Source organism: Endozoicomonas arenosclerae (assembly GCF_001562015.1).
Taxonomy (GTDB): domain Bacteria; phylum Pseudomonadota; class Gammaproteobacteria; order Pseudomonadales; family Endozoicomonadaceae; genus Endozoicomonas_A; species Endozoicomonas_A arenosclerae.
Genome location: NZ_LASA01000135.1, coordinates 1 through 13,608, shown reverse-complemented (window position 1 = coordinate 13,608; position 13,608 = coordinate 1). Strand labels below are relative to the sequence as shown.

The window sequence follows — 13,608 nt, the reverse complement described above, 5'->3', positions numbered from 1 at the left end:
GAGGATAAGGAGGTCTTCCGTTGCCACGCTTAGGGTAATAGGGCTCGATTACGGCCTCTAAGCGTTTCCATGGAATCAGAACCTCCATTCTTTCAAGAAAAATTTCCCTACGAGTTCTGCGTCGCTTCTGGCTGAATTCACTGTCGGAAAAAGAGAGTTGTTGGTCCATGACTACCTCTGATCAAGCTGCTGAGATTATTATCTCATGATCAGGGACTTATTCGCAGGTTCCCTAGTGCAATTTAAGCGCTATACCCAAAACCGTTCGCACTGAGCCTGTCGAAGTGCATTATCAGCATCCTTCGACAGCTCAAGATGAACGGAGTATGTATGACTATTAACGCCTGTCTGCACTAGCTCTTCATTATTACTGTTGCTTTGGTTGCCCACTATACTTCAGAGCCACATATTCTTGGCTCTGAATCAGGTGAATCGTCAATGAAACCCGTCTATGCAACATTGTTAATATCGGCAGCACTAACTGGCTGCAGCCAATTGCCAAACACCTATCTTGGCCGGTGGATGGGGGACGATAGACCGACACTGGGCATAATGGCGGGACTGGATATTACCCGGGATAAAATCATGTTTGGCAACGGAGGCAATATTAATGCGCCTCTGGCTTGCAGTGCTGACTACTCCGCCGAGCAAGACAGCTCTACTGGCGGCTACAAACTCAGCCTGCAGAACAAGCAATGCGATTATAAACGGGCACTCAACCCCGGACACTTGAAAGACATCACCTCTCTCGGGATTTATTTGAGCAAAAATCCCTTTGGCACCAAAATGCCCTATGCAAAAGCCACACTGAACGATACTGAAAAGCCCAACCTGTTTATTCAGTCTATGGATGGCAGTACCGATTACCGTTTTACCCGGGTAGAATGAGACCGCCCTTAAGAAAAATGTAAAACAGCAAGCAGGTCATCCCATGGGAAAGCTCTACCAGGAAATCACAGACGAACAGGCCCGCTTTATAGAACAGCAAAAGATGTTCTTTGTTGGTACGGCGGCAGAAGAAGGAACTGTTAACGTTTCGCCCAAGGGAATGGACTCTTTTAGAGTTATTTCCAATCAACAGATTGCCTGGCTGAACCTTACCGGCAGTGGTAATGAGAGTTCAGCCCATGTCCAGATGAATCCACGCATGACCATCATGTTCTGTTCTTTTGAGGGTGCCCCCTTGATTCTTCGTCTCTATGGCAAAGCCAGAGTTTTGCACCGTAATGATAGCGACTGGTCGTCTTATGTCTCTCTTTTTCCGGAAACAGCGGGCACCCGGCAAATATTTATTCTTGATATCGAACAAACTCTAAGCTCTTGCGGCACAGCTGTCCCCTTTTATGAATACCAGGAAGATCGTGACACGCTGAGAAAATCATTTGAGCGTAGGGGACAGGAAGGAGTAGAAAAGTATTGGTTGCAAGCCAACCAGGAAAGTCTTGACGGCTTCCCAACTCATATCAAGACATTAACGGGTCTTGAGGAGAACTAGCGCAATAACTTAAGATAAGTCTCTTAATCAGGATGAACGCCCGAAAGGGTTTAAAATAAAAGACAGCTTTAGATGGAGATTACGCATGTCTATTCCTCTACTTTGTATTGCCCTGCTGGCTCTGCTCTGCCTGCTACTGGGATTTAATGTTTCACTGGCCCGAGGCAAAGCTATCGTCGCATGCGGAGGAGAACCAGACCCCACCAGCCCACTTTATAAAGCCCAGCGCGCTCACGGAAACACCATTGAATATGCACCTATCCTGGCGATTCTTTTCTATGTACTTGGGCAATCACAACCGGCTGACTGGGTTAACTGGACCATGATTTTAGTCACCGCTTGTCGCTACCTGCTGGTACTTGGATTACTGTTACCCGCGACTATGGCCAAACCCAACCCCATGCGTTTTGTTGGTGCCCTGGGAACCTATATTGGAGGATTGGTATTGTCTGTAGTGCTGCTTTTGAATGCCCTGAACATTTGATCATTCAACTCTTAGCAAACCTGAGAACTTAAAGCACTCACTGGCCGATTAGCTTTAACGGTCAGTGCTTTGGGAAGTCAGCAGCTTTTATGTACAGCAATGATTTAACCCAATACTATTGACGACAATCCTTGGCTAAATCAGTCACCAGCCTTTTGGCTTTACCTCCCCTGATTAGGGCGAAGGTGTAATTCACAGAATGAATCTCTGCCTCAACCGTCAGATTCTGGGGTGTTAACGTGGCCTCACCCTGAATAGGTTCACGCAGCAATTGAATTTCTTCTTCCTGTCCATTGTTAATATAAGTGATTGCCTGTGCCGAGATATGGAGTAGCAAGTAGCCTACATCCTCTGGAGGCACTGTCCCCTCCCAATTAGACTGACCATAGTCATTCATTATGAGCTTGTAATCTATATCTTCTTTGCAGTCATGAATGGTGATAATCCAGGCCTGGATCATGGCAGGGAAGAAAAGAAGAATAAGACAACAACTCTTGAGCTTCATGACAGAATACTCCAGATACGTGCTGCACTGAGTATATAGCCAAGACCTGCTTTTGCTTTTGAAATACTCCTGGTAATGATTCACTGGAGCCAGCCAAAATCCTGCTCGACCGACCAGTCGCAATTAACATAAAATCAAAATATTCAACACATTTTTCTAATTCTTAAACCCCTTTCAGAAAATACAGCTAGAATTCTTCCTGAATCATTTTGGGAACCATTCTCATGCGTACTAATTCCTTAATACTCTTCCCATACTCGATACGCTTTTACTTCCTGTTGCTTAGCTTTACCCAGCTTCCCCTATACGGAGCCAGCCAGAATGAATTTCCGCACACAAAAATATCCTCTGAACTCCCCGAAACCATCCGAAATAACATTGGGCAAATCGTCAACTATCGCTATGGCACTTTGCCTGAATCAGACATGATCACTACTGAAGTGAGGAGTTTTGTTGAACCCGGTAAAAGCTATCAATTCTCGCCAGGCCAACTGAAGGAGACAAACGACAAAACCAAAGTAGTGGGTGTATCAGAAAAGGTTTCCATCCCTGATCACGTGGTCATGAGAGGACAGTGGAGCCAAAATATTACCAGAGCCAGACCGGAAGCGAATATCCTGGGAAAATTTGGGACCTTTTACTTTCCCCATAATGTGCTTAATTTACCCTCTGATGAAGCTACGGCTGAAAAGCTGGCCTATTACAATGCTATTCTGCTGAACACCGGCGATGCGGTGAACATTGAAGCACCTTTCGAGCTGCCAGTTAACGTAGTGCGCTTTGATAAGAATTATGAAAAAGGCTACCTGACCCTTCCCAGCCATGGAGGTGGTTACTACCTGGAAGTTCATGACACACCCCATTTATGGAGCCATCTGGACAATCAAGGTGGAGGCTATGTTTTCCTGGGCAAGAAAGTGGGAAAAGACAGCTATCACATGACAGCGTTTGAAATTCCCTTTGGTAAAGCCATTTATGCTCCGGGAGGTGTTATCCATTGCGACGGATTACTGATTGGCAATGTCTATGCGATATATACTGTCACTGAAGACTACTCCACTGCCATTATGATTGGACCCAACGGATTAACGCCTTCCTTGAAAATTTCTCCACCCTCACGCTCACTGTCCAGTAATCCATAAAATGGAGAAGGGTATAGTCGGACTGCTAAGTAACCTGCCATCTCTCAAAGTCCATCATGTCCTGATCGTGATGGTCTTGCTGCCAGTGAATAGGGGTCATTCTTTTCCTGCCCCATTACCTTTGTTTACACCGGATCAGACCCAAGCCATACTGCCACTAGTCAACTCTCTGTCTCATCCCGAACTTCGCCCCTGCTGGGATACCCTCCTTAACACAATGCAGCTTTCAGCTTCCTTTTTCTTTTCAACAGACGGAGTGAGAATCGTTTCTCAACTGGCTGCCAACAGAACGGTTTCTGAACCCGAAGACTTAACTGGTAAAGTACTCTCAGCAACAGCACTGGCAGAACTGACACTGATACAGGGCTTTCTTGCTACTCAGGGATTCAGCCGCTGGTACTCTGGAGCGCCCCTGCCCCCTGGTGCCAGGTACTATCATTCACTGACGTCTCTGGGCAGCAGTTCTGGATTACTGGTAATCTGCGCTGGGGTAGCTTCCGGGGATTTCTGGGTAACTGCCGGAGGTAATGTTGCTGTCGTGGTGTTTTTTCTTGCAGAAGGCGTTACTACAAAATGGCGAGACCCAAAACTGGGCAAGATGGACAAGTGGCAAATTGTTACCGGCAACCTGGGAGGTATTCTTTTCGCCGCCTCTTCTTTCGTCACGTACATCACACAAGAAGCAGCCGATGCTGTTCTTGCCAGTGGTTTACTGGTGCTCAGTGCTGCCCTGGCACCGGCATCTTTAATCTATTTTAAATCTCTGGCTGGCCAGTTAATTAACAGAAAACACTGCTGTGGATCTTAAGAAACCGTAACGAATAGATTTAAATGAGGACTCACCAAGAGATACTGAATTGAATTAAATCAAGGCATAAAAAAACCCACTCGAATGAGTGGGTTTTTAATTTTGGTAGGCGGTACTGGAGTCGAACCAGCGACCTTTACGATGTCAACGTAACGCTCTAACCAGCTGAGCTAACCGCCTGAAGTTGCTGCGTATATTATCAATGCAGCTGAAAAATGCAAGCCCCGATTCCTGATCAATCTAAAAGAAAATCAGGTGCTTAGCTCAAAATTCCAGAACTAGTGTTTGCTCATGATTTTTCACAAGCATTATCCATTTGTCCTTTTAAACACCAGACAACGATTGTTGGCTGGCATGGCAACGTCCTGGTGAAGTGACATGCCTGCAGTCTTCGCCAGTCTTTCTATCGACTCAAAATCCCGAATAGCGCTTTTTGGATCTCGTTGCTTCAACCAGTCATCAAACCGGGCATTGCTCTCACTGGTGTATTGCCCCTGATAATTGAAAGGTCCATAAATACAAACAAACCCTCCACCCACCAGCACCTGACCTATCCCCTGAAAAAACAGCTCAACTTCTTTCCAGCTCATAATATGCAGGGTGTTTGCGGTAAAGATATTTTCCACCTGTTCAACAGGCCAGTCTTTATTAACATCCAGAGCCAGAGGAAGGAGAAAATTACCCTGACCACTGGTTTGTCGCCGGGCATCAATGACGGCCAGATGCTCTACCCGGTCAGTGGGCTGCCATAACGTTTCAGGCATGGACGCCGCAAAAAACTCCGCATGCTGACCAGTACCACTGCCTATTTCAACCACCCTGCCCGCATTCTCAAACAGGGGCTGGATAACGTCCAGAATGGCTTGCTTGTTCTTTTCGCAGGCTTCAGAGAAAGGTAAAGTCATTTCAATACTCTATCCCTGAGTTTGGAGACCTGATCCCGAACCGCTGCAGCTTCTTCAAACTCCAGGTTTCGGGCATGCTCCATCATTTTTTCTTCCAGCTTCTTGATCTCTTTAGCCAGTTCCTGAGCTGACATTTCATGATGGTACTCAGCTTTTGGCTCGGCCACTTTTCGACTGGACTGACCTTTCTTCTTACCAGGAATTACAGCCCCTTCAAGAATATCCGCTACGGATTTGTGGACGCTCTTCGGCGTAATGCCGTGCTCTTCGTTGTGGGCTAACTGTTTATTACGACGACGATCGGTTTCATCAATAGCCTTTTGCATCGACTTGGTCACTTTGTCGGCGTATAGAATGGCCTTACCATTCACATTCCTTGCCGCACGACCAATAGTCTGGATCAATGAGCGGTCAGAGCGCAGGAAACCTTCCTTATCGGCATCCAGTATGGCCACCAGGGAAACTTCCGGCATATCCAGCCCTTCCCGGAGCAGGTTAATCCCCACGAGCACATCGAAAGTACCAATCCTGAGATCACGAATAATCTCAACCCTTTCAACGGTATCGATGCCAGAGTGCAGATAGCGACAACGCACTCCATTTTCATGAAGATAATCGGTCAAATCTTCCGCCATGCGTTTGGTCAGAGTCGTTACCAGAACCCTTTCGCCTTTTGCCACGGTCTTGTTCAGCTCAGTGAACAGATCATCCACCTGAGTCGTGGCCGGTCGGACTTCAATTAACGGATCAACCAGACCCGTCGGACGAACCACCTGATCAACAATTTGCCCCTGATGTTCTGCCTCGTAAGGGCCGGGGGTTGCTGAAACAAATATGGTCTGCGGGCGCAGGCCTTCCCACTCTTCAAATTTCAACGGCCGGTTATCCAGTGCTGAAGGCAGTCTGAATCCATACTCAACCAGTGTTTCCTTACGGGAGCGGTCCCCTTTATACATGCCCCCCACCTGGGGAACCGTGACATGAGACTCGTCGATCACACAAAGGGCGTTGTCAGGAATATAATCAAACAGTGTCGGAGGTGGTTCACCCGGTTTGGAACCCGAGAGATAGCGGGAATAGTTTTCAATACCATTGCAGTACCCCAGCTCCAGCATCATTTCCAGGTCATACTTAACCCTCTGCTCCAGTCGCTGGGCTTCCACAAGCTTGTTGTTGTTCCTGAGCACTTCCAGACGTTCCACCAGTTCTTCCTTGATGAATTCTGTAGCTTCGATAATCGTCTGACGGGGAGTGGCATAGTGGGTTTTCGGATAAATGGTGACTCTGGGCAGTTTTCTCAGGACTTCTCCCGTCAGCGGATCAAACTCACTGATCTCTTCCACTTCTTCGTCAAACAGTTCCAGCCTTATGGCCTCTTTTTCAGATTCCGCCGGGAAGATATCTATGACATCCCCACGCACTCTATAAGTGGCACGCTTCAACTCAGTATCATTTCGGGTGTATTGCAATTCTGCCAGTCTGCGAAGCACTTCCCGCTGGTTGATCATCTCCCCACGAGAGATGTGCAACATCATCTTCAAATAGGACTGTGGATCACCCAGACCGTAGATAGCCGACACTGTGGCCACAATAATGGCGTCATCCCTCTCCATTAATGCCTTGGTGGCGGACAGGCGCATCTGCTCAATATGCTCGTTAACCGATGCATCCTTTTCTATAAAAGTGTCGGAGCTGGGCACATAGGCTTCGGGCTGATAATAGTCGTAGTAGGAAACAAAGTATTCAACGGCATTCTCCGGAAAGAACTCTTTAAACTCACCGTAGAGCTGAGCCGCCAGAGTCTTGTTATGAGCCATGACAATGGTCGGCCTTTGCAGCTTTTCAATCACATTGGCGATGGTGAAGGTCTTGCCCGAGCCAGTCACCCCCAGCAAAGTCTGACACGCTAGTCCCGAATTGATGCCTGTCAGCAGCTTTTCGATGGCTTCGGGTTGATCACCGGAAGGCTGGAATTTAGATGATACCTTGAATGTCTTTCCCATACGTATCCACTGGCAAAAGCCGCTGAGAGGGTCTTTAATCAATGACTGATTATAAACAGCCCCGGACAGGAAATGCAGCCGGACATGACGTCCCTGGCAAGATATTGGAGCCCATCAAGGACGAATCAGCCTATCAACGGATAAAAATAATCATTAGATGACTGGAGTGAGACCTGAATGCAAAAAGGCCGACCGACCTTGAGAGCCCTATCTCTTAAGGCAATTCTCTGTATTTGTACGCTTTTGACCCCGATCTTTGGTCAGGCTGGCCTGACTAATACGCTCTATGAAGCAACACTCCACTTTCTCTCTAGCGCTGCAGGCTATACCTTCTCCTTTATGGGTATGACTGCCCATACTCCACAGTGCGACATCATCCATGAAAAAATCTACGACCCGCGTTTTTTTCCAGCTGACCACTATCACTTTAAATTGAATGACCAGTCATGTACCAGCACCCGGGTACTCTATCAAAGTGGCGAGAATGAATTCAGCAATCCCTATTTTGTCCAGGTGAGCTTCAACTGCAAAAATCGAAATGCTATTACCGTTGTGGCAAAAGCCAATAATCCTTATTTCAACTATGAATCCATAACCTTAATGAACTCCGAAGGGTTCAAAACCTATGACATAGGAGAGATTTGGGGTATGGACAGCTCTGGGACATTGCCAACAATGATAGCAATGATGCCTGTAGAGGCTGGCTCCCTGATCCAGGGTCGTGGTAACTATATTGATCTGATTGGACCGGTTTTAGAACTTATGACTACCGGTAAGTTTCCGGCTATTATGGCCCGTCAAGTCAAAATCATTCCAGAGACGGAGCAGCTTGGCCTCAATTATCTGGTCAGTCATGAATATGTAGAACAGACTCATAACAGACTGACGCAAGAAGTCTCATATTCTAACTCTGAGCTTTCCTCTTCAAACCAGCAAAGCTATGACCTTTATTCCAATGCCTTTATTGAAAAATACTGTGAGTATTATCAAATTTCTCCAGAGATCTCAGAAGAATACCGGCAAAGACAGAGAGAAGTACCAACAGTGGAATGCGCCAGGGCCAATAATTTTCCTACCAATGGGCTTATCTCCGATTTAAACAGACTGCAAAGAAAGAGAGCCTTTGAACAACATCCTGATAAAAAGAATACCGGGGAAACGTTCAGCCATTTGAGTGCCTGTTACTCTGAGATAAAAACGATTAATCGTCTTGTACACTCCAACATCCGACACATTACTCTGAGCCCAGTCAGAGAATAAGCGCGGTTTTACCAGGCAACTGGTACCGGTTAGTTTGTTCCAGGGAGAACTTGCTTCAATATGGCAAGCTCCCGCTCTATAAGTCCTGCAAAATAAGACTGGATAAGTAACAAATTCTGTCCATTCAAACCTTTTTTCAGGGCCATCAAAAGATCCGCATGATTAGACCTGCGACACTTGATGAATGATCGATTATACGAACAAGGTCAAGATAAACACGGCCAAAAACAAGGTATATGTACCATATTCAGCATAACTGGCACCGGAAGTAGGAAAAGCTGAGTTGCTGTCAGTGCTATCTGATGGAGCACCTGACATTACCGAAGGTTCTTCTTTTGTACCATCATCAAGTTTTACCCACTCATTAGGCCATAATGTTCTGGTCGTGCGCTCCCCGGACTCTGTTTCGGTAATGGCGAGAAACTGATCGATAAACTTTTTATTCACCCCGAGAGAGGCGTAATAACTTATACCTCGGCTCGAACACTGAGCAGGATCGAAAACACTCCAGACACCTGAAACAACCGGTTCTTCATCAACAAAGCTCAATAAGGGTGAGCCCGGATTTTGCTGAGAAACAGGTTCGACTAATTCAGCTGCATATGCGGGACTCGCAACACAGGTGATATTGAAATCCAGAGGGTAAACCCGGGCTGTCGTAGAGTTGAAAAATGTTATCCCCTGGGGAGACTCTATTTCCGGGAACTGATCGCAGCTCCTGTTTTTAAAATCAAGCTTGGGAACTTCCGAATGAATGGATTCAGAGAGTTCAATCAAAGCCACATTCGAAATAATTGCTGTGCCATCGACTTTTCTGATCATCCGGCGTGCGTAGACTGTAAAAGCTCCGTATTCTCCCTGAAACTCAACCGGTAAACGTTCACCTTTCTGAGTGAATGCCAGGCAGTCTGAAGATGTAATCAAATGTGTCCCTGAGATCAAAATGGCCTGACAGTGATTAAAGTCATGAAAAACGTTGTTATGAACAAGCAGACGAGACACCCAGGGGTAAGGACTGGATACATCAGGTACAACTTCCTGCTCCGAATCGCAGGAGCGCTTCTCTAGCCTGAACCTGCCCAATTTTTCCATGAACTCTTGGTAAAGTACTCTATCAGGTGGAGGGACTGGAGCGGATGAGACATCAAAAGCAAGAACGATTAGAAGAACACCGACTAGCCTGCAAAGCTTCATGGCTTTCTCGACAAGTAATTTTGAGTAGAAAATAAATCTAGTCTAAAAATTCATGTTAAACAAACTCACTGGCCAGACAGCCAATAAGTCCGTCAATTCATAAGAATAAGAGGAGCCACCGGCTCCTCTTATTACCCTTTAACATTCACCACCTGCCTCAGGGTATGCACTACTTCCACCAGATCGGTCTGGAGATCCATGACCCGATCTATGTTTTTGTAGGCTGCCGGGATTTCATCAATCACACCTTTATCCTTTCGACATTCGATGCCTTCCGTCTGCTCACGTAAATCCTTCTGGGTGAATGAGTTTCTGGCTGCGGTTCGGGACATGGTTCTCCCTGCACCGTGGGCACAGCTGCAAAAAGATTCCGCATTGCCCTTACCACGAATAATGTAGGAGCGGGCACCCATGGAGCCTGGAATAATACCCAGATCCCCTTCCCTGGCACGGATTGCCCCTTTTCGGGTAACCCAGACACGATCACCGTCATGGATTTCGCGCTCGACAAAGTTATGGTGACAATTGATGGCCTCACGAGTCACTGTAAACTTCTTCAGTCGATGCTTCAGTGATCGCAACACGGCATTCATCATATGCTCACGGTTCTGCATGGCATAATCCTGAGCCCAGGCGACAGCTTCCACATAATCGTCGAAGTGTTCACTGCCTTCCTTCAGATAACCCAACTCTTTATCCGGCAAATGAATCTGATGGCGTTCCATCTCTCTTCTTGCCAGTCGGATAAAGTACTGACCGATCATATTGCCGATGCCACGACTGCCGGAATGCAGCATCACCCAGACATCGTCGTTTTCATCAAGACACAGCTCAATAAAGTGGTTACCAGACCCCAGGGTACCCAGCTGCTTGGCAAACTTACGAGCATTCCCGTGTTTGGAGATACCCGGATGCTTCTCCAGAATATTACTGAGCCCCATGGCAAGCACGGAACCACCGGCCAGCTGCTCACTTTTATGGGCACCACCCGCTCCTAATGGAATGGTTCGCTCGATATCGTTGCGGATCTGATAAAGGTTATCGGGCAAATCATGGGCTTTCAGGGAAAGCCTGACAGCATTCATCCCACAACCAATATCCACCCCGACAGCGGCGGGAATAACCGCATCCGTTGTGGCGATAACAGATCCAACTGTGGCTCCACGACCCAGATGGATATCCGGCATTCCGGCAACATGTTTGTAAATGAACGGCAGGCTAGCTACCCGGCGCATCTGCGCCAGGGCTTCATGCTCTACCTCATCGGTCCAGATCTTGACCGGTTTTTGCTGATCCTTCGCGGCCAGCAGCGTAACTACAGGCATAATTTATTTCCTTTTACTGCACCCTCTGTTTCAGACGGGGAATGAACCCAGGCTTTAAACAGCGGATTTAAATGGTCTTCATACTCTTTATGAGCAGGTATTGCAGTGGCTTTTTCACTACTACCCAATCGCTCCAGTTCACTTACCAGAAACTGGTTGATGGGCGCTATCTGACGAGTTAAATCAGCTTCCAGCGAGGCTCTTTTCTTATCAAGCAGTTCATCTATGGAGGCCATCAACTCACTTTCCGTCAACAGATCCCTGGCCAGGGTTTCAAAATCCAGCGGTGGTATGGAGTGGTAGTTTTCTATCCACTTCATACACAAGACGGGTCTCAATACATAGAAGTATTTCTTTAATCGAACCGTCTCACCTTTCAGGTAATTCCGAAAGTTTCCATTGGCCATATGGAGATAATGATAAAAGCCGACTCTTGGCGAGTAATACCTCCCCAGCACCTTTTCCATAGAGTTTCTGAAACCACTCACCTCTTTGTAGACAAGATCAGAGTTCAGCCATTCCACCAATGATGGATTCGATTTTTTCATCAGTTTAAGGGCCTTGCGAAGATCCCAGCCACTGATATCCAGCTCATCGGTGATCGGCTTTTCGATCACGTCTCTTTTATGCTCAACATTTATAGTCAGATACCAATCTGCAGGCCTGACATAGATGAATCGAACATCATAATCGCTGTCTCCGGAAGCAAAGCCCCAGGCTCGACTTCCGGATTCACAGGCATACAACACCCGAACATTGTGTTCCTTTTCTATGAGTGCGAGTTCTTCCAGCACCCTGTTTTTCATTGTCTTCATTGGATGACTCCTTCCCATCCCTTCAATCCAGCCTGACAGTTTGTTTCATCAGCTGATCAATACCGCCATAGACGTTGAGGTTCTGAACTTTTTCAGACACCTTCTCCAGGGCTTCCAGCTCCTTGAGTCGTAACAGAATGGGGTTGTTCTCCATCATTTTTGCCGTGTTGTGCAGACTTCGGGTTGCCGCGGTTTCTTCCCTTCTTTTAATGACATTGGCTTCAGCGGCTTTCTGAGCCTCAACCACCCGATTGAGAATCATCCTGATCTCTCCGGGCAGCACAATGTCCTTCACCCCGGCTCTTTCGAGACGGATGCCTTCGGTTTCCAACTCGGCTGCCACCTGATCCATGACCGTGGTGTTGATGTGCAGCTTGTCTTCAAGCAACTGATCCAGGGTTCTTGTCCCTACGGCTTCTCTTAATGCCAGCTGCAAAGCCCGGTAAACAAAGGCTTCGTAATCAGGCAATGTTTCAGCCACCTGTCGTGCGTCCATGATGCGAAAACCGGCTGTGAGGTTAACCCGAATGGAAACACGGTCTTTCGTCAGTATTTCCTGCCCTGACACTTCCAGGGTGTTCTGACGAAGATCCAGCATTTTTATTTCCATCTCATGATTGATCTGCCAAAACCCATAAAGACCGGCCTTCAACTCCTGCTGCAGAACCCCATCGACATACAACATGCCTATATGGCCAGCAGGGACCACAGATTCAAGTACAGGTACCTGCAAACGACTACCGGGTTCCACCAGCAATCTCTGCGGTTGATTGACGTTTCTGAGCCTGATGTCATCCAGCAATGAGCGTTCAACCATCAGACCTTCTGAGAGAGACACCCTCTTCAGCTCGAGTTTTCCGGCTTTTTTCCAAACCAGCAGTGTGCCGCCAGGCATCACAATGCCCTGCAGAACATCCATGTGATACAGAAGCCCTACTTCGCTTTTATCGATTTTCCATTCATGGACCAATCCGGCGATTTCTTCATGGTCCCGCACCATTTGCAGCGCATTGGGATCGTCGAAGTAAAGGTCATTGGTATCAAAGCTGTTCACTTCCAGCGTGCAGCGCATGCCGTGTACATGGTGTCGGCCTGCCGCCAGCACCTTTTCAAATTTCTTGTTGCGGTACAGTAAGGCAATTTCGTTTTCTGCCACAGTAATCTGTTTACCGAGCCAGGTGTTTTCAATCACTGCCATGTTCGTTTCCTCCAGCAGTTTTATTTTTAATCTGAATAAACAGGTGTCACTCACTTGCCAGATGCCAGCCTGTTTCGGGGTAAGTGACCGGGAGCAACCCTGCCTGCGATGACTTATGCCGAAACTGCAGACACCTCACAGAGGTCAGCGCAGCTGTTTACTCGTTTCATTTTTGGAGCAGGCAGAACCTGCAAGTAATGGGTTACGTAGCGGGATTCGAACCCGCACTTGAGGGATAAAAATCCATTGCTTTACCATTTAGCTATACGTAGTCAGGAGTCGAACCTGAGCCTTTCGGCTTTCCTGTGTCAGCAACGGAATACGTTATGGCATTGCCACTCGCACCGATGTGTTAAATGAAACACGTCACGGCTGACGGCATAGGTATTACAAGCAGCGTGCCAAAATATAAAAAAACACGAAATTATTTTTTAACCTATTGTTTTATATGGATTTAATTACACTCACCTATCA

General features: G+C 47.1%; 14 protein-coding genes and 2 tRNA genes. 6 read left to right on the top strand and 10 right to left on the bottom strand.

Annotated elements, in window-relative coordinates:
- Positions 1-169, bottom strand: a 169-nt coding sequence (locus WG89_RS32280; RefSeq protein WP_062260605.1) for a transposase, incomplete at its 3' end; no start/stop codon positions are given.
- A gap of 269 nt (positions 170-438) precedes the next feature.
- Between WG89_RS32280 and WG89_RS20725 the strand changes: the two genes are divergently transcribed.
- The 3 genes from WG89_RS20725 (at position 439) to WG89_RS20715 (ending at position 1,979) form a co-directional block, all read left to right on the top strand.
- Entirely contained in the window at positions 439-888 is a 450-nt protein-coding gene (locus WG89_RS20725; protein ID WP_153301729.1) for a hypothetical protein, read from the top strand.
- A 43-nt stretch (positions 889-931) separates the two neighbouring features.
- On the top strand, positions 932-1,495 hold the full coding sequence (locus WG89_RS20720; RefSeq protein WP_062269385.1) for a pyridoxamine 5'-phosphate oxidase family protein: 564 nt from the start codon (positions 932-934) through the stop codon (positions 1,493-1,495).
- A gap of 85 nt (positions 1,496-1,580) precedes the next feature.
- The gene (locus WG89_RS20715; protein WP_062269383.1) at positions 1,581-1,979 is read left to right on the top strand and encodes an MAPEG family protein; all 399 of its coding nucleotides are present in this window, start codon (positions 1,581-1,583) and stop codon (positions 1,977-1,979) included.
- A gap of 115 nt (positions 1,980-2,094) precedes the next feature.
- Here the strand turns inward: WG89_RS20715 and WG89_RS20710 are convergent, their stop codons facing one another.
- Positions 2,095-2,484, bottom strand: a complete 390-nt coding sequence (locus WG89_RS20710) for a hypothetical protein (RefSeq protein WP_062269379.1) — start codon at positions 2,482-2,484, stop codon at positions 2,095-2,097.
- Between the two features lie 224 nt (positions 2,485-2,708).
- On the opposite strand from WG89_RS20710, the gene WG89_RS20705 reads away from it, so the two are divergent.
- On the top strand, positions 2,709-3,626 hold the full coding sequence (locus WG89_RS20705) for a hypothetical protein (RefSeq protein ID WP_153301728.1): 918 nt from the start codon (positions 2,709-2,711) through the stop codon (positions 3,624-3,626).
- Between the two features lies 1 nt (position 3,627).
- The gene (locus WG89_RS20700) at positions 3,628-4,434 is read left to right on the top strand and encodes a hypothetical protein (RefSeq protein ID WP_062269375.1); all 807 of its coding nucleotides are present in this window, start codon (positions 3,628-3,630) and stop codon (positions 4,432-4,434) included.
- 103 nt (positions 4,435-4,537) lie between these two features.
- Here WG89_RS20700 and WG89_RS20695 read toward each other — a convergent pair.
- From WG89_RS20695 to uvrB, 3 genes are all read right to left on the bottom strand, one after another.
- Positions 4,538-4,614 (bottom strand) — tRNA-Val (locus WG89_RS20695).
- Between the two features lie 128 nt (positions 4,615-4,742).
- Positions 4,743-5,339, bottom strand: coding sequence for a DUF938 domain-containing protein (locus tag WG89_RS20690; RefSeq protein ID WP_062269374.1), 597 nt, complete (start codon positions 5,337-5,339; stop codon positions 4,743-4,745).
- Positions 5,336-7,342 carry an excinuclease ABC subunit UvrB gene (uvrB, locus tag WG89_RS20685; RefSeq protein WP_062269371.1) on the bottom strand — a complete coding sequence of 669 codons (2,007 nt, stop codon included), beginning with the start codon at positions 7,340-7,342 and terminating at the stop codon, positions 5,336-5,338. The genes WG89_RS20690 and uvrB overlap by 4 nt, the downstream gene beginning before the upstream one ends.
- A 177-nt stretch (positions 7,343-7,519) precedes the next feature.
- Between uvrB and WG89_RS20680 the strand changes: the two genes are divergently transcribed.
- Positions 7,520-8,602, top strand: a complete 1,083-nt coding sequence (locus WG89_RS20680; protein WP_153301726.1) for a hypothetical protein — start codon at positions 7,520-7,522, stop codon at positions 8,600-8,602.
- A gap of 192 nt (positions 8,603-8,794) precedes the next feature.
- On the opposite strand, the gene WG89_RS20675 is transcribed toward WG89_RS20680, so the two are convergent.
- The 5 genes from WG89_RS20675 to WG89_RS20655 all read right to left on the bottom strand — a co-directional run bounded on the left by WG89_RS20675 (position 8,795) and on the right by WG89_RS20655 (position 13,406).
- The gene (locus WG89_RS20675; protein WP_062269367.1) at positions 8,795-9,694 is read right to left on the bottom strand and encodes a hypothetical protein; all 900 of its coding nucleotides are present in this window, start codon (positions 9,692-9,694) and stop codon (positions 8,795-8,797) included.
- Between the two features lie 233 nt (positions 9,695-9,927).
- Positions 9,928-11,121 (bottom strand): RtcB family protein, encoded by a 1,194-nt coding sequence (locus tag WG89_RS20670; RefSeq protein ID WP_062269365.1) that lies wholly within the window; start codon positions 11,119-11,121, stop codon positions 9,928-9,930.
- Positions 11,112-11,936, bottom strand: a complete 825-nt coding sequence (locus tag WG89_RS20665) for a nucleotidyltransferase domain-containing protein (RefSeq protein WP_062269363.1) — start codon at positions 11,934-11,936, stop codon at positions 11,112-11,114. The genes WG89_RS20670 and WG89_RS20665 overlap by 10 nt, the downstream gene beginning before the upstream one ends.
- 22 nt (positions 11,937-11,958) lie before the next feature.
- Positions 11,959-13,134 carry a slipin family protein gene (locus WG89_RS20660; RefSeq protein WP_062269389.1) on the bottom strand — a complete coding sequence of 392 codons (1,176 nt, stop codon included), beginning with the start codon at positions 13,132-13,134 and terminating at the stop codon, positions 11,959-11,961.
- Between the two features lie 198 nt (positions 13,135-13,332).
- Positions 13,333-13,406, bottom strand: a tRNA-Lys gene (locus tag WG89_RS20655).
- Positions 13,407-13,608 lie beyond the last annotated feature (202 nt).